This is a genomic window from Microbacterium sp. LBN7 (assembly GCF_045690345.1).
Taxonomy (GTDB): Bacteria; Actinomycetota; Actinomycetes; order Actinomycetales; family Microbacteriaceae; genus Microbacterium.
On record NZ_CP147856.1, the window covers coordinates 1246261 to 1266149 of the forward strand.

Here is a 19889-nt window from a genome sequence, read left to right on the forward strand (position 1 = left end):
AGTATTCACAGAAAGTGCCTGCGTGCATCTCAACTGGGTGATGTGGGACGGGTCAGATCAGCAGGTCCGCACGCGCATGTTGTCCGCTGGCATGGTCGTGAACCTCGATAGTCTGGGGCGCGAGAGGGAGAGAAGAGAATAGACATGCCTGGGGACATCGCTGAAGAAACCTCCGCGACGAACGGAGACGAACTCCTTGCCGGCGGATACGCATTCGTTGGCGCCGTACACAGCCTCGTACGCGCGGACCGATCGCCCACAAAGTTCGACCTGATCCTCGCTGCGGCTTGCCATTCCCTTCGAGACGGCGACAAGTCGGTCGAGGAACTTCACGGCCTCGTCAGCCGGGTCTGGCCAGGAGCACGAGTGGACGCCAAGGATGTCGAATCGGCGCTTGTGATGGGAGAAGAACTCGGCCTTGCGCACCCCGTCATCACCGCTGATGAAGCGCGTCTCTGGCAGCTGACTCCGCGGGGTGTCGATGATGTTCAGCGGCAAGCCGACTGGGTGAGCAAGGTACGCAAGCGAACCGGAACCGCTCTTGAGGGCAGGGCTCTTAAGGACCTCGGGCTGACGATCACGCCTCATCAGGCGGAACTCTGGTTGGAGCGAATCGTCAGTGCTCTGGTCACCGGGATCACCGCCTCCCAGGATGCCTATTTGGGCAAGGTCGATCACCTCGTCGGGCGCCGTCTCTCTCCACGCAAGGTAGATCGAAGACTGGTTCTATCCCATCTTGACGAGATCGAATCCGACCCAAGCATCGTAGAATTCTTGAAAGCATGCACGTTGGCCGCACTCGATCCGCTGGATCCTTTCGGCGATGAGTTGGTGTCGCACATCACCACCGGCTGTGTTCTACACTCCTATGTCGCTGGACGGGAGTCGGCGCCCGTCCTCGACGCACTCGGCACTCCCGCCGGGCAGCGCGCACTTATCGACACGCCGGTTCTCCTCGATCTGATCGGCCCTACTCGTGTAAGCAGAACAGTTGCGTTGACGATCAAGGCCGCTGTCTCCGCCGGCTGGGACGTGATCGTGTGCGAGCATTCGATCGACGAACTCATCCGGGTGGTGGATGTCGAGCTGCCTCAGATCCGCCAGCAGTTCCAACAAGCGCACGCACGCGGCATAAAGGAGGAGTGGTACGCGAGCCTTTCCGCGGACCAGCTTGCCTCCTACGCGATCGAAGTCCTCCGCGATGGCACATACAGGTCTCTAGATCAGATGCTCGGCGCCGCGCGGGCGGTCTCGTCGCGACTCGAGGAGCTCGGCGTGACCGTTCGCGACCACTTCAACGACAACGATCGGGCTAACGTCGACCGCTGCAGGGCGGCGCTCGACATTGAGCTCGCAGGATCGCATCGCTCCACCAACGCCATCCAGCGTGATGCGGAATCTATGGCAATCATCTGGCGCCGACGACGCCGTCAAGGATCAGCAAATCGGTGGCCTGGCGGATGGATCATTACGCCGGACCGCCACTTGTCCGCACCATACGCGTCGCTCGAGCGCTCCGACAAAGTAGCCATCAGTCTGAGTTTGGCGCAATGGAGCACCTTGCTATCGGTAACCGTTCCCCCTGCAGACGTAGTTTCGCTCGCCGAAGCGGCAGCGACGCAACTCGTCGAGGAAGCGATGTGGCTTCTCCCCTCACGATTCCCAAGCGAAGTTGCTCTCGAGCTCGCAGAACGTCTCTCTCCCCAACGTGGTGGTTCCGAGACCGACATCCGCTACGCGCAGATGACGCTAGACCTCGCGCTGGATGCCGACAAGAACGAACGAAGCGCGAACGCGATCGCTGCGGACGTGCTCGAGGCTCGCACCAAACGACAAGAACGCATCACGCGACTTGAACTCGAGACCACAAACGCCGCCCTGGCAACAGCAGAAGCATCCCGAGTCACCGCACAATCGCTTGCGAGCGCCCGGGAGAACGAAGCACGCTCGGCGCGGGCTGAAGTGGAGTCGTCGAACCTAGAGATTTCAGCGCTGAAAGACAGGGTCAATTGGCAGCGCGATCAACTGAAGCGCGTCCTCTGGTCGGTTGCCATGGGATTGACCGGGCTAACAGCGATTGCGATTGCTATCGCGATCGACGCCTGGACTTGGATCGTTGTGGGTATGGCAATAGCGTTCTTCGGCGGGGTATGGGTCCTCTACCGTTGGTGCTCATCTCCTGAGGCGAAGCTCTCGAAGCTTGTGTGGGCGGCGACAGCTCAAGCCATCGGTCTCGCATCCGCATGTGTCGGTCTGATCGTTGACCTTTCCGGGGCATAACCCCTGCGCCGAATCCGCGTGAGCATGTCCGACGAGCGGCGGACAGTACAGGTCGCCTCGCTTTACAGCACCGTGAAGTATGCGGTCTGCTCCGGCCCAGGTGTCCCAGCGCCACCTATGTGGCCGGTCGTTGTGTGGTGATGTCGGACATTGTTCTGTCTGCGTCTGGATTCGGTGAACCAGGCGAGGAACCGGAGCCGTGTGGTCGCGTCCCTCGCTCGAGTGCCTTTCGGCCCTTGCTGAATCACGGGGGGAGGGGGAATCGTCAAGGCCGGCGAGCGAAAGGTTCTCGGCCGAAATAAGCGCAGCGCGGCCGAGAAGCTTTCGCGTGCCTTGACGAGGAGGAATGCGCCCGTACACTCTGCAGCCGAAAGTCAATCCCGCAGGGATTGCCCCCTCCGCGATGTGCCCTCGTTTTCAACGAGCGGCTCGCACAGGCGTGAGCCCGTACGCAGCAGACGCGACACCGCCCGACTCCGCTTCGCTGTCGTGTTCGTCCATAACCTAGAAACTAAACTTCGCAGTGAAGGAGTCATCGTGTCGAAGCAGTCCTCACCGTGGCGAGCAGGTCCGGTCTCGACGTTCAACGCGCAACGCGAGGCCGAGCTCCGGTTGCGCGCCGAAGCGATGAAGGCATCGCTGGCGGGACTCACAGGCGACGCGTTAGACACGGCGATCATGCAGACGCTCTTCGCCGGCCAGGCGGAGCAACCGGAGCCGTCGTTCATCCTGCTCGCCGGACAGGTCGGTTCCGGTGCAGGGCGTTGGATCCCCCGGCTCTTGCAGGCGCATGATGTCGGTGCGGTGCAGCTCTCGGCGGAAGAGCTGCAGGCGTTCCATCCGCGCTTTCTCGACGCCTCGTTCCGGTCATCCCCGGACGGGCAGCGCGAGCTCCCAGAGTCCGCAGCCCGCTGGCTGCAGGCCGCGCTGCGGCACGGTCGCGAGCATCGGTACTCGATGTTGCTCGAAGGTGCTTTCGCGTCACCGGATGCCGCGTTGGCTGTGTCGCACCGATTCGCGCAGTCGGGCTACACCGTGCACGTCGCAGCCGTCGCCGCTCGCGCTGACGAGAGCCTACTCGCCAGCACCTCCACTGCACTGAGGCAGATGCGGGAACTTCAGGCCCCGCGCATCGTCTCTCCCCGCGAGCACGCAGCCACCCTCGAGGGAACCCGCGCCTTGATCGCAGCGTCCGAGATCGACCCGGCGGTGCATCGCGTGTCGGTGCTGGGACGCGATGGAGGCTTTGCGTTCAACGAGCAGCGCTCACCGAACGGTCAAGCGCTCGCGGGAGCGACTCGAGCATGGGAACTCGCCCAAGCTGAACGGATGACCACTCTGGAGTCCGCCCAGTGGCTGGGAGAGCTGCGCCGGATTACCGAATTCGCGCAGGCGCTGCGCCATCTGCCGACGCCCATCCGCGAGGCACTGATCGACCTGCACGAGATGGCGCTGCGCCGGGTAGTTCCCGAACTTCCTGTGCCGACGGGGTCGGAGGTTCAACGGCTCCAGGCGGGGCGGCACCGTGAAGCTCTTGCCGAGCTGACCCGCGGGTTCAATCGGCAACCGGGCCCGGACTCCGCGGCGCCGTCGATGCAGCCGACACCATCGACAGGGACTCTCGAACGCTGAGTACCCACCGCCCACCGGAGATGAAATCAATCCCGACAGCACGCTTCTACAATCCCAGTCGTCGTCCGAGAGCATCGATGAGGTCCGCCCTGAACCCCGCCCATCGGATCTGCCCGTTCTCCGCCTCGACGATAGGGGCTTCGCAGTAACCGAGCTCGTCGACGAGGAACGCACGCACGACCGCGTTGTGCGCCTCATGCAACTCCACAAGGTCGTAGCGGATGCCAAGCTCATCGAGCCGTTGACAGGTGAGTCGGCACCGTTGGCACGACGGCCATGTCGAGTAGACCGTCACGATCATGATCCATCTTCCAATCTGCGCATCAGGAACAGTTATTGACATATGTAGATGTCTTAGACGTACACTTGTCTCAGTGGTTCTGCGAATCTCCAGTGCGGTAAGGCAAACTGAGGGGGTGAAGGTCGACGTGAAGAATCTCGATGGCACGATGATGACGTGGCGATCCGCTACGCAGCCGGTCGGGTCCGCACTGCGCATCGCTCCGAAGTTCGTCGCATCCACCCGCGACGAGGCCACAGGGGTGCAGACCACGATCGAGGCACATTACAGCCATGACGAGGGACGCTACATCGTCGCCGCGATCACCAACCGCGCGTTCCGCGACGACTTCGATCAGCAGGCTCTGCGCCGCACAGCATCCGTGGCAATCCTGCAAGCAGCAGTCCCCCAGTGCATCGCCGTCCGCCTCACTGACGAGGACGAGACGGGCTGGACCTCGATCGCAGATCTCACCTCGAGCGAGGGCAGGATCATCCCTCCATGGATGGCCGCAGCGGCGGTGAAGCGCGGCGGGAAGGACGAGCGCATGGAGGTCATCGAGATCATCTACGGCGCATCTGCCCTCGCCGGCATCCCGCCTGTGCGCGCGGTGCAGCTCGAGCTCGACATCCCGCACCGCACTGCCTCGGACTGGATCAAGAAGGCTCGCGACAACGGGCGCCTGGACGGGATGACATACAACGTCGGCCGCCAGGCAGATGGTCAATAGGCAGCGCACATCCCTCGTTGACATAGCGGATACCGACACCCTCGGGCAGGCTGGATCAGAACGCCGTTCTGCATTGCCTCCCCTCTTCTATTCCGAAGAGGAAGCGGCACAACTTCTAGGCATCCATCGGACCACGCTCCGAACTCTCGCGGTCCATGGTTGCTCCCCGGTTCCCCCGGTTCAGATCACAGAGCATAAGCGGATCTACCGCCGCATTGACGTCGAGCGCCTCGCAGGAGTCGCGCCATGAGCATCGAGACGCGGCGAACGAAAGCAGGCAAGCCACGGTATCTAGCACGCGTCAAAGTCGGCGAAGTTCAGGTCGCCACGAAGACCTTCAGGCGAAAGAGCGATGCTGAGGCCTGGGAACGCGAGCAGAAGCACCTTCTGGCCACCGGGCGTCCCCTGCCGTCCACTAAGACGGTGACACTCAGCGAGCTCGTCGCCATGTTCAAGAAGGCGCGTGCGAAGGGCAACCCACACACCATCGATACCGACAACAACAACCTTGCGGCGCTGCCGAAGCGTCTGCTCGTGCGCCCCGTCTCGTCGATCCAGCCTGATGAGATCCGTGAGCACCTCATCTCCGAGCTTCGATCTGGCAAAGCGCCATCGACCGTCGCGCGAGCTAGAACGACATTCGGTGCGCTGTTCACCTACGCAGCAGAGCAAGATCTCCTTCGACAAGCGCACCCTGTGCGATCGATGAAGAAGATCCCTGAGCTCGGTACGGCCGCTCAACGGTCACTGAGCCTCAGCGAGATACCGACGCCGAAGCAAGTCAAGTCGGCAATCGACGCACTGCGTGAACGCCGCTCGGACATCGCCGATGTGTTCGAGTTCATGGCGTTGACGGGCGTCCGCTGGGGAGAAGCACGAGCGATCCGCGTGAGCTGGCTCAGCGATCACGGCCTTCCTCAGCTGGACGTGACCCGATCGCACTCCGACAGGTACGACGAGAAGTCCCCGAAGTCTTGGCGCGGAACCCGATCAGTCCCTCTGTCACCGCGCGGACTCGAGATCTTCCAGGCCCACGCGGCAGGAAAGGCAAGGACCGACTATCTCTTCACGAACCAATTCGGCGGCCAGCTTAAGGTTGGGGTCGCACGTAAGTTCCCACTCGGCTTCCGCCGCCATGCCCTCCGTCACTACGCCGCGTCGACGTGGTTGCGCCTCGGCACCCCCATCAACGAAGTCGCCGAGTACCTCGGCGATGATCCGCGCACTGTCTTGACGACGTACGCACATGTCCTCGGCGAGGGCCAGCGACGAGATTTCGCTAGCCGACTCGCCACCGCCGAGACCGAATCTCCTCGGCCCGTACACTCCACGTACACATTCGGCTCAGAATCGCCAGCAATGCACCCGAATCGCGATGGATCAGGGTTCGGAATCTAGCCCCTGATCAGGACTTCTACTGCGGAGACGAGGGGATTTGAACCCCTGGTCCCCGTGAGGGGACTCCACCTTAGCAGGGTGGTGCACTCGGCCGGACTATGCGACGTCTCCAGGCATCCGACCCGAAAGCACGGATGCACCTAGCCATCATAACGGGTCGGATGCGCAGGTACGAACCGAGCGGATGAGCGCCGTCGTCAGGCGTCGAGGAGACGCGTGGTCGCGGTCGACATATGGATCGCCATGGCCGATGCCGCGGCATCCGGATCGCCGGCGCGGACGGCATCCAGCACGGCTCCGTGCTCGGCGACGGCCTGCTCGGCGTGAGCGGGGTCGTGCACCGCACGGTCGGCGTACACCTGCAGCAGGGATCGCACGACGTGCACGTGATCGGTCAGCGTCTCGTTCCCCGCCGCCTCGGCGAGCGCGTGGTGGAAGTCGAGGTCGGCGCGGGCGAAGGTGGCGAGGTCGTCGATGCTCGCCCGCATCCGCTCGACGCTCTTCTCGAGTCGCTCGATGATCGCGGCGTCGGCTCGGGCCGCAGCCAGGCGCGCGACGAAGATCTCGAGGCCCTCGCGCAACTCCAGCAGCTGGGCGGTGTTGCGCTCGCCGATCAGCAGGCCCCAGCGCAGGGTCTGCGGCAGCAGCTCGCTCGCCGCTCCCCGGAGGTAGGTGCCGGAGCCGGGGCGGACATCGACGATCCCCAGCAATTCCAAGGCGGCGAGCGCTTCGCGCACGGCGGATCGACCGACGCCGAGCGATGCCGACAGCTGGCGCTCCGGAGGCAGGCGCGTGCCAGGGGCGATGGATCCGCCGGTGAAGAGGTCGAGCAGCCGACGGGCCACCTCCGACACCGGCGTGCCCGAAGGGATCGCGGTCAGCGCAGCGGCGATGTCGTCGATGGGTTCACCGGGAAACGCGGGCATGGTTGCCAACCTACCGTCACCGAAATACCACGAGCGACTTGAAATTGGTCAACCGGTTGTGCAGTATGGATGATGCGCACCGGACGAAACCCTGCGCGATCACCGTCGATACAGGAGTCACTGTGGACACCACCCAGACCGAAACGCCTGTCGCGAAGTCCGCGATCCGCAAGGTCTCGATACGCCTCGTACCGTTCGTGGCACTGATGTTCTTCATCAACTACCTCGACCGGACGGCGATCGGATTCGCCTCTCCCAACGGGATGAACGACGACCTCGCCCTGAGCGCCGCGCAGTTCGGCTTCGCCTCGGGGGTCTTCTTCATCGGCTACATCCTGCTGGAGGTGCCGTCGAACCTCGCTCTGCACAAGTTCGGGGCGCGCCGCTGGCTGGCCCGCATCATGGTCAGCTGGGGCATCGTCGCCCTCCTCTTCACCTGGGTGCAGAACTTCGAGCAGCTCGTCGTGCTCCGCTTCCTCCTCGGCGTCGCCGAGGCCGGCTTCTTCCCGGGCGCGATCCTCTTCCTCAGCCTCTGGGTGCCGTCGCAGTACCGCGGTCGCATCCTCATGCTCTTCTACCTGGCTCAGCCGCTGACCACCGTCATCGGCGCCCCGCTCGCCGGAGCCCTCATCCAGCAGCACGGTGTCTTCTTCGGCCTCGAGGGCTGGCGCTTCATGTTCATGGGCGTCGCGATCCCCGCGATCGTCGTCGGCGTCATCGCCTGGTTCTACCTGAAGGACAAGCCCTCCGACGCGAAGTGGCTCACCCTCGAGGAGCAGACCTGGCTCACCTCGGCCCTCGAGGCCGAGCGCAAGACGACCGCCGCGAGCCAGAAGCACGTCTCCGTGCGCTTCGCCTTCTCCAGCGGACGCGTCTGGATGCTGTCGTTCATCTACTTCGGCTTCATCTACGGCCTCTACGCGCTGGCGTTCTTCCTGCCCACGATCATCGAGGGCTTCCAGACGGCGACCGGCGGCACGTTCGACGTGCTGCAGAAGGGCCTCATCACCGCGATCCCGTACCTCCCCGCCGCCATCGTGATGTACTTCTGGTCGCGTGACGCCGGCAAGCGCGGCCTGAAGACCTGGCACATCGCGATCCCCGCGGTCGCCGGTGCGGTCTCCATCCCGCTGGCGCTGTTCACCGGATCCCCCGTGGCGACCATCGCGGTCATCACGGTCACCGCCTGCGCGATCTTCGCGGCCCTGCCGAACTTCTGGACGCTCCCGACGCAGTTCCTCACCGGCGTCGCGGCGGCCGCAGGCGTGGCGCTGATCAACACGATCGGCAACCTCGCCGGCTTCAGCGCCCCGTACATCACCGGCGCCGTGCACGACTGGACCGGCGGCTACCAGGTGCCGATGTTCATCGTCGGCGGGTTCATGCTGCTCTCGGCCGTGCTGATGGTGATCCTCGCCCGTCGGAGCCGCGTGCTCCCCGGCGCCACCGCCCCCACACCCGCCGTGGAGGAGACGCGATGACCAGGCTCTGGAACGACCCCGCCGACTTCGCGGACGAGATGATCGCGGGCTTCATCGCCGCGAACGAGCGCTCGGTGCGCGGGGTCCCCGGCGGAGTCGTACGCAGCACGGTCGTCCCCGAGGGCCAGGTCGCCGTCGTGATCGGCGGCGGCTCCGGCCACTACCCTGCCTTCGGCGGACTCGTCGGCCAGGGTCTCGCCCACGGCGCCGTGATGGGCAACCTGTTCGCGTCGCCCTCCACCCAGCAGGTGCACACGGTGGCGAAGGCCGCGAACCGCGGTGCGGGAGTCTTCCTCAGCTACGGCAACTACGCCGGCGACGTGCTGAACTTCGACGCCGCACAGGAGAAGCTCCGCGCCGAGGGGATCGCCTGCGAGACGGTCACCGTCACGGATGACATCTTCAGCGCCTCGGTCGACGAGAAGCATAAGCGCCGTGGCATCGCCGGCGACCTGACGGTGTTCCGCACCGCGGCCGCCGCCGCCGAGGCGGGCTACGACCTCGCCGGCGTCACCCGCGTCGCGACGCTCGCGAACGAGCGCACGCGCTCCTTCGGCGTCGCCTTCTCCGGATGCACGCTCCCCGGTGCCCCCGAGCCGCTGTTCACGGTCCCCGCCGGGCGGATGGCGATCGGCCTCGGCATCCACGGCGAGCCCGGCATCGAGGAGACCGACATCCCGTCGGCCGACGGCCTGGCCGAGCTCCTCGTCAGCCGACTGCTCGACGAGGTTCCCGCGGGTGTCGAGACCTCCGGCGCGCGCGTCGTCCCGATCCTCAACGGCCTGGGTTCGCTCAAGTACGAGGAGATGTTCGTCGTCTACCGGCGCATCGCGCAGCTGCTCGCGGATGCCGGTCTCGTGCTGGTCGACCCGCACGTCGGCGAGTACTGCACGAGCTTCGACATGGCCGGCACCTCGCTCACCCTGTTCTGGCTGGACGACGAGCTCGAGCAGCTCTGGGACACCCCCGTCGACACCCCCGCCTATCGCCGGGGGTCGGTGATCGCCGCCGCGCGCGCTGAGATCGTCGAAGCGGATGCCGTCGCCGTCGTCGCCGTCGAACCCGGCGACGAGAAGTCCGTGGCCGTCGCCGCCGTCGTGCAGGCCGCCGTGCAGCGCATCGTGGACACGGTCGACGAGCACGTCGAGGAGTTCGGCCGCATCGACTCCATCGCCGGCGACGGCGACCACGGCATCGGCATGCAGCGCGGCTCGCACGCGGCCCTCGCCGCCGCCACGGCTGCCGCTCGGGCGGGGGCGGGTGCGGCGACGACGCTCTCGCAGGCCGCCGATGCCTGGGCCGACCGGGCGGGTGGCACCTCCGGCGCACTGTGGGGCGTCATCCTGAACGCGATCGCGGCACGCCTCGGCGATGCCGGACGACCGGATGCCGCCGCGGTCGCGACCGGCGTCGCCGCGGGCGCCCGCGGAGTGATGGAGTACGGCAAGGCGGAGGTCGGCGACAAGACGCTGGTCGACGCCCTCGTCCCCTTCAGCAGCACCCTCACCTCTGCGACCGACGGAGGTGCCTCCTTCGTCGACGCGTGGCGGACCGCCGCGGATGCCGCCACGCGCGCGGCCGCCGCCACGGCCGACCTGCTCCCCCGCATGGGCCGCGCCCGCACCCACGGTCAGAACAGCGTGGGAACCCCCGACCCCGGCGCGCACTCGCTCGCGCTGATCGTGACGGCCGTCGGCGACGTGTTCGCCGACCTCGAAAGGAACCGCAATGACTGACACCCTCCGCCTCGTGATCGGCAGCGACGACGCCGGTTTCGACTACAAGGAGATCCTCAAGAAGGACCTCGAGGAGAACGGCATCGTCGCGAGCGTCGTCGACGTGGGAGTGCATGCCGACGGGCACACCGCGTATCCGCGCGTCGCGATCGCCGCCGCCGAGCTCGTCGCTGCGGGCGAGGCCGACCGCGCCCTCCTGATCTGCGGCACCGGTCTCGGCGTCGCGATCGCCGCCAACAAGGTCCCCGGCATCCGCGCCGTCACCGCCCACGACTCTTTCTCGGTCGAGCGCGGCGTGCTCTCCAACGACGCGCAGATCCTCACGATGGGTCAGCGCGTCGTCGGCATCGAGCTCGCCCGCCGTCTCGTGCGCGAGTGGCTGACGTACCGCTTCGACCCGAGCAGCGCCTCGGCCGAGAAGGTCGCGGTCATCGGCGAATACGAGTCCACCGGATCCTGCTGATGACGAAGGTGACGGTCGGCGTGAGCCTGAAGATGTACTTCGGTCATCAGCAGGCGGCGACATGGTTCGACGCGGTCGCCGCGCGAGTCCGCGCGCACGAGGCCGTGCGATCGGGCGCGGTCGAGCTCTTCATCACGCCGACGTTCCTCCAGGTGCTCCCGGCGATCGCCGCCTTCGACGGAACCCCGGTGCGGATCGGCGGACAGGACGTCGCCGCGGCAGACGGGGGCGCCTACACCGGAGAGGTGGCGGCGTCCGAGCTCGCCGAGGTCGGCGCGACGATCGCCGAGATCGGGCACGCCGAGCGCCGCCGGCTGTTCGCCGAGACCGACGAGATCGTGGCGCAGAAGACCGCCGCCGCCCTGCGCGCAGGCCTCACCCCACTCCTGTGCATCGGCGAGACCGAACTCCAGGCCCCGTCGGATGCCGCCGAGGTCGCCGTCGCCCAGCTGCGTGCCGCCCTCGCCGATGCCCCCGCCGGCGCCGTGATCGTCGCGTACGAGCCCGTCTGGGCGATCGGCGCGCCCGAGCCGGCTCCGCACTCCCACATCCGTGTCGTCGCGGCCGCCCTGCGCGCCGCGCTCGATGGCGATGCCGATCGCGCGGACTCCACCGTCATCTACGGCGGAGCGGCCGGCCCCGGCCTTCTCACCGCGCTCGGCGACGACGTCGACGGTGTCTTCCTCGGCCGGTTCGCCCACGATCCCGACGCCCTCGTCGCCGTGCTCGATGAGGCGGCGGAGTTGGCGGCCCTTCGACAGGCTCAGGGACCCACGGGAGGTGCGGCGTGATCGGCCTCGGCACCTACGCCTATTTCTGGCAGCACTCCGAGCGCGCGCCCGAGCCGCTGACCCTGGTCGGCGCGTTCGAGGACACCCGCGCCCAGGGCGTCGACCTCTTCCAGATCTGCGACTACGCCCCGCTCGAGCAGATGAGCGACGACGAGGTGCGAGACGCCGCCGCGGCCGCCCGTGACCTCGGCCTCACGATCGAGCTCGGCACGAAGGGCATCGTCCCCGCGCACCTCGACCGCTTCCTCGAGCTCGCCGCGATCTTCGACGCCCGGCTCGTACGCAGCATGCTCTACGGACCGGATTCGCGCCCCTCGGACGACGAGGCGGAGTCCTGGCTTCGCGACAGCATCCGCTCCTACGAGGCCGCCGGAGTGACCCTCGCCCTCGAGACGTACGAACAGGTGCCCACCGCCGACCTCCTCGGGATCATCGAGCGCGTCGGCAGCCCGAACCTCGGCGTCTGCCTCGACCCGGCCAATGTCGTCGCCCAGCTGGAGAGCCCGCGGACCTGCGTCGAGCAGACCGCGGCCCTCACCAGGAACATCCACGTGAAGGACTTCGCCTTCGCCCGCCAGCCGGGCTGGGTCGGCTTCACATACTCCGGCTGCGCGATGGGAACCGGTCTGCACGACTACGCCCATCTGCTCGCCACGGTCCGGCCGCGCGAGCGCGGCATCAACGAGATCGTCGAGCACTGGCTGCCCTGGCAGGACGACGCCGAGACCACCATCCGAACCGAGCGGGAATGGACCCGCCTCACCCTGGAAGAACTGAGGAGCACATCATGACCGACACGTCGACGAGCACCGCCACCTACAAGATCGCCGTCATCGGCGCCGGCGGCAAGATGGGCATGCGCGTGTCCAACAACCTCGCGAAGACCGACCACACCGTCTGGTACGTGGAGAACTCCCCCGCCGGCCAGCAGCGCACGGTCGACGCCGGGCGCGAGCTCACCGACGCCTCCACGGCCGTCGCCGACGCCGACATCGTGGTGCTCGCCGTTCCCGACCTGGCCCTCGGCCGGGTGACTGCGGATCTCGTCCCCCAGCTGCGCTCGGGTGCGGTCCTGCTGACGCTCGACCCCGCCGCCGCCTACGCCGGTCTGCTCACCACGCGCGACGACGTGATCCAGGCCGTGGCGCACCCGTGCCACCCGTCGATCTTCCTGCAGCGCGAGACCCCGGAGCAGTGGGCCGACACGTTCGGCGGCATCGCCGCCCCGCAGGACGCGATCGCCGCGATCGAGAGCGACGACGAGGCGAAGAAGGCGATCGTCGAGGCGACCGTCCGCGCGATCTACGCTCCCGTCATCGACGTGCACTGGGTCACGATCAAGCAGCTCGCCCAGCTCGAGCCCACCCTCGTCGAGACCGTCGCCTGCATGATCGGCGACCTGCTCAACGAGGCCCTGCAGGAGACCGTCAACACCATGGGCGTTCCGGAGGCCGCTGCCCGCAGCATCCTCTACGGCCACACACAGGTGGCTCTCGCCAACGGTCTGCGCGGCGACAACCCGTTCTCCGACGCGTGCCTGATCGCGATGGACTACGGCCGCGAGAGCATCATCAAGGACGACTGGAAGAAGATCTTCCGCGACGACGAGCTCGACAAGAACCTCGCGCGGATGCTCCACCTCGACAAGATCGAGCGCTGACGCCGGAAGGGGGATCGCTGTCCCGGCGGTCCCCCTTCCCCCTCTCGGGCTGGATCGAGAACGCATCTGCGACGGGGCCGCTGGCGGCACTTCTGATCCACGCTGCGCCTCGCGCTCCTCAGGGCGCGACCGGCGCCCCCCGGAGCCACTCCCGCACGTCCTCTCGGCGGGTCTGCGCGATCGCGGTCTCCCGCGCCCGCTCCAGGACGTCGTCGATCCGCACCCTGGCGCCGGTCTCCGCCGACGCGACGGCCGCCTCGACCATCGCCAGGCTCCGGAGGTTCTCTCGGATGCCGTTCTCCGGCTCGGCTCCGGTGCGGAGCGCGTGCACGAAGGCCTCGAGCGACCCGGAGATCTCCTCACGGATCGGAGCCGCCGCGACCGTGACCGGCTCGCCCGCATCCGATCGCTGCACGAGCGGATGCCCCGCACCGTCCCAGGTCGCCGTGCCCTCCGCGGCACTGACCCGCCACGAGCCGTTCCACGACGTCTCCTGCCCGGGTGAGCACCAGCTGCCGTTGTACACGTACCGCGTGCCGCCCTCGAACTCGAACACCGCGGCGGCGTTCGCCGCACCGGCGTACCAGCTCCACGTCGGGTTGTACTCCTCGCAGTACACCGAGACGGGTTCCGCGCCGATGACGAAGCGCGCGGCGTCGAAGGCGTGGATCGCCATGTCCACCAGCAGCACGTGCGGCATCTCCTCGCGGAAGCCGCCGAAGTGCGGGGCCTTGAAGAACTCCGTGGTGACCGTGCCGATCGCGCCGAGCCCCTCGACCTGCCGGCGCAGCTCCCTGAGGGCGGCGAAGTAGCGCCGAGACTGGCTGATCATGAGCAGTCGGCCCGACAGTGCGGCCATCCCCGCCTGGACCATCGCCGCCGCGACGGTCGGCGCCGCCGGCTTCTCGCAGAGCACGGGGTAGCCCGCACCGAGCGCCTCCTCGTTCACGATGAGGTGCGCCTCGGGCACCGTGACGTTCACGACGGCATCTGCCCCGACCGCATCCGCGACCTCCGCCGTGCTCCTGCCCACCTCGACACCGTGCAGTCCGGCATCCGCCAACGCGGCGCGGGCGACGTCGAGGTCGAGGTCGACGAGCCCCGCCAGCTCGACCTCCGGGCTCTCGGCGATCGTGCGCAGCCACGCGCGCCCCATGCCGCCGGCGCCGACCTGCACCAGGCGCAGCGGGCCCGTCATCGCTCCATCGCCCCCTCGTACCCGCGCCCGTTGTAGAAGTCCTCGGTCTCGTAGCGCAGAAGCACGGGGATCTCGCGGTTCGGACGCAGCGTCTTGGCCCACTCCACACCGTTCGCGATCACCTTCCGCACCTCGGCCTGGTGATAGACCGGGTAGTCCTGATCGCCGGGGCTGAAGTAGAAGATCTTCCCGAAGCCGCGCCGATAGGTCATGCCGCTGCGGAACACCTCTCCGCCCGAGAACGTCGAGAGGAAGACGAGCTCATCCGGTGCCGGCACATCGAAGAACTCCCCGTACATCTCCTGCGCCGGGATGAGGAACGGATGCGGGATGTCGCGCGCGATCGGATGCGTCGGGTCGACCGTCCACACGATCTCGCGGTCGTCCTTGGACCGCCAGCGCAGGGTGCAGGTCGTGCCCATGAGTCGCCCGAAGATGCGCGACCAGTGCCCGGAGTGCAGGACGAGGAGCCCCATCCCCTCGAGCACGTGACGCTGCACGCGATCGACGACCTCATCCGAGACCTCCCCGTGCGCCGCGTGCCCCCACCAGACGAGCACGTCCGTGGCCGCGAGGACCTCTTCGGTCAGACCGTGCTCCGGATCGTCGAGAGTGACCGTCGTGACGACGGCGCGCTCACCGAGGTTCTCCTCGATGCCCTCCTTGATGGTCGTGTGCATGCCGGACGGGTAGATCTCGCGCACCTTCTGTTCGACCTGTTCGTGCCGGTTCTCCCCCCAGACGACGACGCGGATGGGGTACTCGGGCGTGGTGGTGCCGCTCATTTCGTTCCTGCTTTCTGCTCTGGGGATGCGGGGATCGCCTGGGGTCTCGGTCATCGGGGCTACTTCACGGCTCCTCCGGTGGCACCCGCCGCGATGTACCGCTGCGCGATGACGAGCAGCACGATCGCCGGGATCGAGGAGAGCACCGCGGTCGCCATGACCGCGCTCCAGTTCGCGACCTGCGTGCCGAGGTACTGGTAGATGCCGAGCGTGACCGGGGTGATGTCGTCGGTGGTCGTGAGGGTCAGCGCGAAGAGGAAGTCGCTCCACGAGAACAGGAAGGCGAAGAGGCCTGCGGTGATGAGCGAGTTCTTCGCGACGGGGAGGACGATCGACCAGAACGCCCGCAGGTGTCCGGCGCCGTCGACGCGGGCCGCTTCGATGATCGAGGGCGGCACGCTCATCATGAACGCCCGCAGGATCATGATCGAGAACGGGATCGCATGGGTCGCGTCGGCGAGGATGAGGCCCGGGATCGAGTTGAGCATGCCGATGTCGTTGTACGCGGCGTAGAGGGCGTTCGCGATCACCACCCCGGGGATCATCTGGGCGATCAGCACGGCGAGCAGCGCGACGTTGATCCAGCGATAGCGGAACTGCGCGAGCGCGTAGGCGGCCGGCGCCGCGATCGCCAGGCTGAACACGACCGTCCCCACCGAGATGATGAGGCTCGTCACGAGATTCGGCCCCTGGTCGGCGAACGCCTTCTCGTACCCCGCGAAGCTGGGGTTCAGGGGCAGGAGCGAGGCGGTGAGGGTATTGCCCGAGGGCTGCAGCGAGGCGTTGAACATCCAGTAGACGGGGAACAGCATGATCGCGAGGAACGCGACGCCGAGCGCGGTGAACAGGATGTCGCGCCCGGAGCGCCGGGTCGCCCGCCGGTTCGCGGCGCCGTCGGTGACGATGGCCATGGTGGTCATTGCTCTGCCTTCCTACTCGTCCACCTGCTTGCGGTTCCCGCGAAGGTAGAAGATCGCGAACACCAGCGAGATGAGGATGAGGATGTTGCTGAACGCCGCGCCCACGCCGAATTCGAAGTCGACGAACGACGACTGATACGAACGGATGGCGATGGTCTGCGTCGCGTTGGCGGGCCCGCCGTTCGTCAGCCCGAGGATGATGTCGATCACCTTGAGCGTGTAGACCACGCCGAGCACGAGCACCACGTTGATCACGGGGCGGAGGTTCGGCAGCGTGATGTGCCAGAACGACTTCCAGCCGGTCGCGCCGTCGAGGGATGCCGCCTCGTAGAGCTCCTCCGGGATGTCCTGGAGACCGCCGTAGAGGATCGTCACGTTGAACGGGATGCCGATCCAGATGTTCACGAGGATGACCGCGATCAGCGCCACATCCGGGCTGTTCAGCCACGGCACGGCGCTGAGCCCCACCGATGTGAGGAACTCGTTGAGGATGCCGCTGTCCTGATCGAGGATGGACCGCCAGGTCGCGCTCGCGACGATGAGCGGGAGCAGCCAGGGCAGCAGGAGCATCGCCCGGAGGAAGCCGCTGAGCGGGAACTTCCGGCGGAAGAACACCGCCAGCGCGAGCCCGATCACGAACTGCCCCGCGATCGAGCCGACCGTGAAGAGCGCCGTGTTGAGCATCGCGGGCCAGAAGAGACCGCTGTTCACGACGGTCAGGTAGTTCGCGAGCCCCACCCAGGGGGCCTCCCCCGTGAAGAACGTCTTGGTCGTGTACTCCTGGAAGCTCATCACCAGGTTCTTCACGACCGGGTAGCCGAAGAAGAGCAGGATGTAGAGCGCGGCCGGGGCGAGGAACATCGCCTTGACCAGGCCCTCCCGCCGGAAGCGGCGGCGGGGGCGCTGCGGAGGCGTCCGCGGGGATGTCTCGGCCGAGACCGGCGCTGCGGATGTCGCTGTCGTCATCATCACGATTCCCTTCGAGGTGCCCCGCGGTCGGCCGCGGGGCACCTGCGGACCTCGATGGGTCAGCCCTGAGCCGCCTGCTCGAAGGCCTCGTCCGGGGTGGCCTTGCCGGTGAGGGCGAGCTGGATCGCGTTGTAGATGACCGTGGCCTGCTCGGGCCATTCCTCGCCGAGCTGTCCCGTCCGGGAACGCGCGTTGACGACCTGCTCGGCGAAGGCCTCCATCGAGGGCACCTTCTCGACGTACTCCGGGATCAGGTCGGTCCGGGTCGGGACCGTGAACCGCGACTCCGCCGCCGAGAGCTCGATGTCGTCGCCGGCCATGCACTCGACGAACTCGGCCGCCTTGGCCTGCTTCGCCTTGTCGCCGGTCTGCGGCACGGTCCACACCTCCCCGCCGAGGGGCGCCACGGGGGTCTGGCCGGGCTTGTTCACCGGCACCTGGACCGAGGCCCACTTCACGTCGGTCTCGTTGAGGGCCGGGATGTTCCAGGGACCGTTCACCATCATGGCGGCCTTGCCCGCCACGAACTGGTCCTTCACGTCGCCCTGGCTCCAGTTGATCACGCTCTCGGAGGCGGACCCGCTGCCGACGAGGTCGACCCAGAGCTGCAGCGCCTCGGCGTTCTCCGGGCTCTGCAGATCCGTCTCGTCTCCGCCGTTGGTCCACATGAAGGGAAGGAACTGCCAGCTGCCCTCGTAGGTCGCGATCGCCGAGAACGCGATGCCGTACTGGTCGCCGCTCGTCAGGGCCTTGGCCGTCGACTTCAGCTCATCCCAGGTCGTCGGCGGCTCCAGGCCCGCCTGCTCGAAGAGGTCGACGTTGTAGAAGAGGCCGAGGGTGTTGACCACCGGCGCGAGTCCGTAGACCTCGCCGTCGTAGGTGGCGGCATCGAGGATCCCCTGCGCGAAACCCGAGGTGTCGACGTCGAAGTCGCTCAGCGGCGCGAGCCCGCCGGTCGCGGCGATCTCCTGCACGTCGGGGTTGTCGAGCATGAGCACGTCGGGCAGGGTCTTCGAGGACGACCGCTGCAGGACCTTCTGGATGAGGTCCTTGCCGGGGACCGACTCGCGCTCGATGGTCACGTCGACGTCGGCGGCGCACTGGTCGAGCAGGTCCTGGACCAGGGTCTTGTCCGGCTCGTTGTTGTAGTAGTCGAGGATGGTGAGGGTGTCGGGGTCGCCGCTCGATGCGGACCCTCCCCCGCCGCAGCCGGCGAGGGCGAGTGGCAGGACGGCGGCTCCCGCCACCAGCGTGATCAGTGTCTTGCGTGTGCGCATCGTCTACTCCTTCGTGGGTGATGCAGGATGTGATTCAGGGTCGATCCGCGTCGACCGGCGTCCAGCCGGCGTCGGATGCCGCGCTGCGCTCGACGGCGTCGAGCACGCGCTGCACGTAGAGGCCGTCCTCGAAGGAGGGCTCCGGCGTGCGTCTTTCCGCGATCGCACGGACGAAGTCGACGACCTCGTGCACGAACGCGTGGTCGTAGCCGAGTCCGTGACCGGCCGGCCACCAGGCGCCGGCGTACGGATGCGATGGTTCCGTCATGTGGATCCGACGGAAACCCGCCTCCGACGCATCGACGGTGTGGTCGTGGAACCACAGCTCGTCCGCGCTCTCGAAATCGAATGCGACGGAGCCGAGCGAGCCGTTGACCTCGAGGCGCATCGCGTTCTTGCGCCCCGCCGCGAAGCGGGTCGCCTCGAAGGTCGCGAGGGCGCCGCCCTCGGTGCGCCCGATGAACACGGCGGCATCATCGACGGTGACCCGGCCGTATCCGGTGCCGGCCGTCGCGGCGAGCGCACCCGTCGCCGCCGGAAGCGGGCGCTCTCGCACGAACGTCTCGGTGAGTGCGCTCACCCCGGTGAGCCGCTGGCCGGTGACGAAGACGGCCGCGTCGACGATGTGCGCTCCGATGTCGCCGAGCGCACCCGAGCCCGCCCGCTCGCGGTCGAGACGCCAGACCAGCGGGAAGTGCTCGTCGACGATCCAGTCCTGCAGGTACTGGGCCCTGACATGGTGGATCGTCCCGAGCCGCCCGGCTCCGACCAGGGCTCTGGCGTGCGCGAGCGCCGGCACGAAGCGGTAGCTGTAGCCGACCATCGACTGGATCCCGCGCTCGCGCGCCGACCGGGCGGCCGCGACCATGGATTCGGCCTCGGCGAGCGAGTTGGACAGCGGCTTCTCGCACAGCACGTGCTTGCCGGCGGCGAGCGCCTCCTCCGCGATGACCGCATGCAGGTCGCCGGGCACGCAGATGTCGACGACGTCGACGCGGGGGTCGTCGAGCAGCCGCCGCCAGTCGGTGGACGCCCTGGCGATGTCGTTGCGCGCGGCGAACGCGGTCGTCCGCTCCGGATCCTGGCCCGCCACGGCGACGACGCGAGGGGTGAGCGCGAGGTCGAAGGCACGGGGTGCGAGGGTCCAGGCCTGTGCATGCACGCGGCCCATGAACGACGTGCCGACGAGGCCGACTCCGAGCTCGTCGCCGTCCGACATCCCTGTCATCACCACTCCTGTTCGTCTTCGCACGAGAGTTTCGGTTAAGCGTTTAAACTCACCGTTGTCCGAGTATGCAGACATATGTTGGACTTGTCAACATATTCATCCGCGATGATGGACGCACCCGTATCCCCGCGGGGT

The 19889-nt window shown here is 67.2% G+C and carries 19 protein-coding genes and 1 tRNA gene; 11 read left to right on the forward strand and 9 right to left on the reverse strand.

Features of this window, described 5'->3' with window-relative positions; genetic code table 11:
• Positions 1–144 precede the first annotated feature (144 nt).
• Complete coding sequence (locus LBN7_RS05965) at positions 145–2280, forward strand: hypothetical protein (RefSeq protein WP_341946401.1); 2136 nt, start codon at positions 145–147, stop codon at positions 2278–2280.
• A gap of 537 nt (positions 2281–2817) precedes the next feature.
• Positions 2818–3912, forward strand: coding sequence for a zeta toxin family protein (locus LBN7_RS05970; protein ID WP_341946402.1), 1095 nt, complete (start codon positions 2818–2820; stop codon positions 3910–3912).
• Positions 3913–3958: 46 nt separating this feature from the next.
• Here the strand turns inward: LBN7_RS05970 and LBN7_RS05975 are convergent, their stop codons facing one another.
• Positions 3959–4213 (reverse strand): glutaredoxin family protein, encoded by a 255-nt coding sequence (locus LBN7_RS05975; protein WP_341946403.1) that lies wholly within the window; start codon positions 4211–4213, stop codon positions 3959–3961.
• Positions 4214–4286: 73 nt separating this feature from the next.
• Here LBN7_RS05975 and LBN7_RS05980 point away from each other — a divergent pair, with 73 nt between their 5' ends.
• From LBN7_RS05980 to LBN7_RS05990, 3 genes are read left to right on the forward strand one after another with little or no spacing between them, the layout of a single operon-like run.
• Positions 4287–4922: a hypothetical protein gene (locus LBN7_RS05980; protein ID WP_341946404.1), complete on the forward strand. Its 636-nt coding sequence runs from the start codon at positions 4287–4289 to the stop codon at positions 4920–4922.
• Positions 4912–5172: a helix-turn-helix domain-containing protein gene (locus LBN7_RS05985; protein ID WP_407361231.1), complete on the forward strand. Its 261-nt coding sequence runs from the start codon at positions 4912–4914 to the stop codon at positions 5170–5172. Before LBN7_RS05980 ends, LBN7_RS05985 begins: the two co-directional genes overlap by 11 nt.
• Positions 5169–6320, forward strand: a complete 1152-nt coding sequence (locus LBN7_RS05990) for a tyrosine-type recombinase/integrase (RefSeq protein WP_341946405.1) — start codon at positions 5169–5171, stop codon at positions 6318–6320. The genes LBN7_RS05985 and LBN7_RS05990 overlap by 4 nt, the downstream gene beginning before the upstream one ends.
• A 22-nt stretch (positions 6321–6342) precedes the next feature.
• On the opposite strand, the gene LBN7_RS05995 is transcribed toward LBN7_RS05990, so the two are convergent.
• Both LBN7_RS05995 and LBN7_RS06000 read right to left on the reverse strand, forming a co-directional pair.
• Positions 6343–6431: transfer RNA gene (locus tag LBN7_RS05995), tRNA-Ser, on the reverse strand.
• Positions 6432–6517: 86 nt separating this feature from the next.
• The gene (locus LBN7_RS06000; protein ID WP_407361232.1) at positions 6518–7246 is read right to left on the reverse strand and encodes a FadR/GntR family transcriptional regulator; all 729 of its coding nucleotides are present in this window, start codon (positions 7244–7246) and stop codon (positions 6518–6520) included.
• A 122-nt stretch (positions 7247–7368) separates the two neighbouring features.
• Between LBN7_RS06000 and LBN7_RS06005 the strand changes: the two genes are divergently transcribed.
• From LBN7_RS06005 to LBN7_RS06030, 6 genes are read left to right on the forward strand one after another with little or no spacing between them, the layout of a single operon-like run.
• On the forward strand, positions 7369–8727 hold the full coding sequence (locus LBN7_RS06005; protein ID WP_407361233.1) for an MFS transporter: 1359 nt from the start codon (positions 7369–7371) through the stop codon (positions 8725–8727).
• Entirely contained in the window at positions 8724–10463 is a 1740-nt protein-coding gene (locus LBN7_RS06010) for a dihydroxyacetone kinase family protein (RefSeq protein ID WP_407361234.1), read from the forward strand. Before LBN7_RS06005 ends, LBN7_RS06010 begins: the two co-directional genes overlap by 4 nt.
• Entirely contained in the window at positions 10456–10926 is a 471-nt protein-coding gene (locus tag LBN7_RS06015; RefSeq protein ID WP_407361235.1) for a ribose-5-phosphate isomerase, read from the forward strand. The genes LBN7_RS06010 and LBN7_RS06015 overlap by 8 nt, the downstream gene beginning before the upstream one ends.
• The gene (locus tag LBN7_RS06020) at positions 10926–11717 is read left to right on the forward strand and encodes a triose-phosphate isomerase family protein (protein ID WP_407361236.1); all 792 of its coding nucleotides are present in this window, start codon (positions 10926–10928) and stop codon (positions 11715–11717) included. The genes LBN7_RS06015 and LBN7_RS06020 overlap by 1 nt, the downstream gene beginning before the upstream one ends.
• Positions 11714–12508, forward strand: coding sequence for a sugar phosphate isomerase/epimerase family protein (locus LBN7_RS06025; protein ID WP_407361237.1), 795 nt, complete (start codon positions 11714–11716; stop codon positions 12506–12508). Before LBN7_RS06020 ends, LBN7_RS06025 begins: the two co-directional genes overlap by 4 nt.
• Positions 12505–13377, forward strand: a complete 873-nt coding sequence (locus LBN7_RS06030) for a phosphogluconate dehydrogenase C-terminal domain-containing protein (RefSeq protein WP_407361238.1) — start codon at positions 12505–12507, stop codon at positions 13375–13377. The genes LBN7_RS06025 and LBN7_RS06030 overlap by 4 nt, the downstream gene beginning before the upstream one ends.
• A gap of 118 nt (positions 13378–13495) precedes the next feature.
• On the opposite strand, the gene LBN7_RS06035 is transcribed toward LBN7_RS06030, so the two are convergent.
• From LBN7_RS06035 to LBN7_RS06060, 6 genes are read right to left on the reverse strand one after another with little or no spacing between them, the layout of a single operon-like run.
• On the reverse strand, positions 13496–14575 hold the full coding sequence (locus tag LBN7_RS06035) for a Gfo/Idh/MocA family protein (RefSeq protein ID WP_407361239.1): 1080 nt from the start codon (positions 14573–14575) through the stop codon (positions 13496–13498).
• On the reverse strand, positions 14572–15360 hold the full coding sequence (locus LBN7_RS06040; protein WP_407361240.1) for a ThuA domain-containing protein: 789 nt from the start codon (positions 15358–15360) through the stop codon (positions 14572–14574). The genes LBN7_RS06035 and LBN7_RS06040 overlap by 4 nt, the downstream gene beginning before the upstream one ends.
• Before the next feature lie 59 nt (positions 15361–15419).
• Positions 15420–16280, reverse strand: coding sequence for a carbohydrate ABC transporter permease (locus tag LBN7_RS06045; RefSeq protein WP_116634255.1), 861 nt, complete (start codon positions 16278–16280; stop codon positions 15420–15422).
• Positions 16281–16292: 12 nt separating this feature from the next.
• Positions 16293–17249: a carbohydrate ABC transporter permease gene (locus tag LBN7_RS06050; RefSeq protein ID WP_407361241.1), complete on the reverse strand. Its 957-nt coding sequence runs from the start codon at positions 17247–17249 to the stop codon at positions 16293–16295.
• A 59-nt stretch (positions 17250–17308) separates the two neighbouring features.
• Positions 17309–18526, reverse strand: coding sequence for an extracellular solute-binding protein (locus LBN7_RS06055; RefSeq protein WP_407361242.1), 1218 nt, complete (start codon positions 18524–18526; stop codon positions 17309–17311).
• Between the two features lie 34 nt (positions 18527–18560).
• On the reverse strand, positions 18561–19754 hold the full coding sequence (locus LBN7_RS06060) for a Gfo/Idh/MocA family protein (protein ID WP_407361243.1): 1194 nt from the start codon (positions 19752–19754) through the stop codon (positions 18561–18563).
• Between the last annotated feature and the right edge of the window lie 135 nt (positions 19755–19889).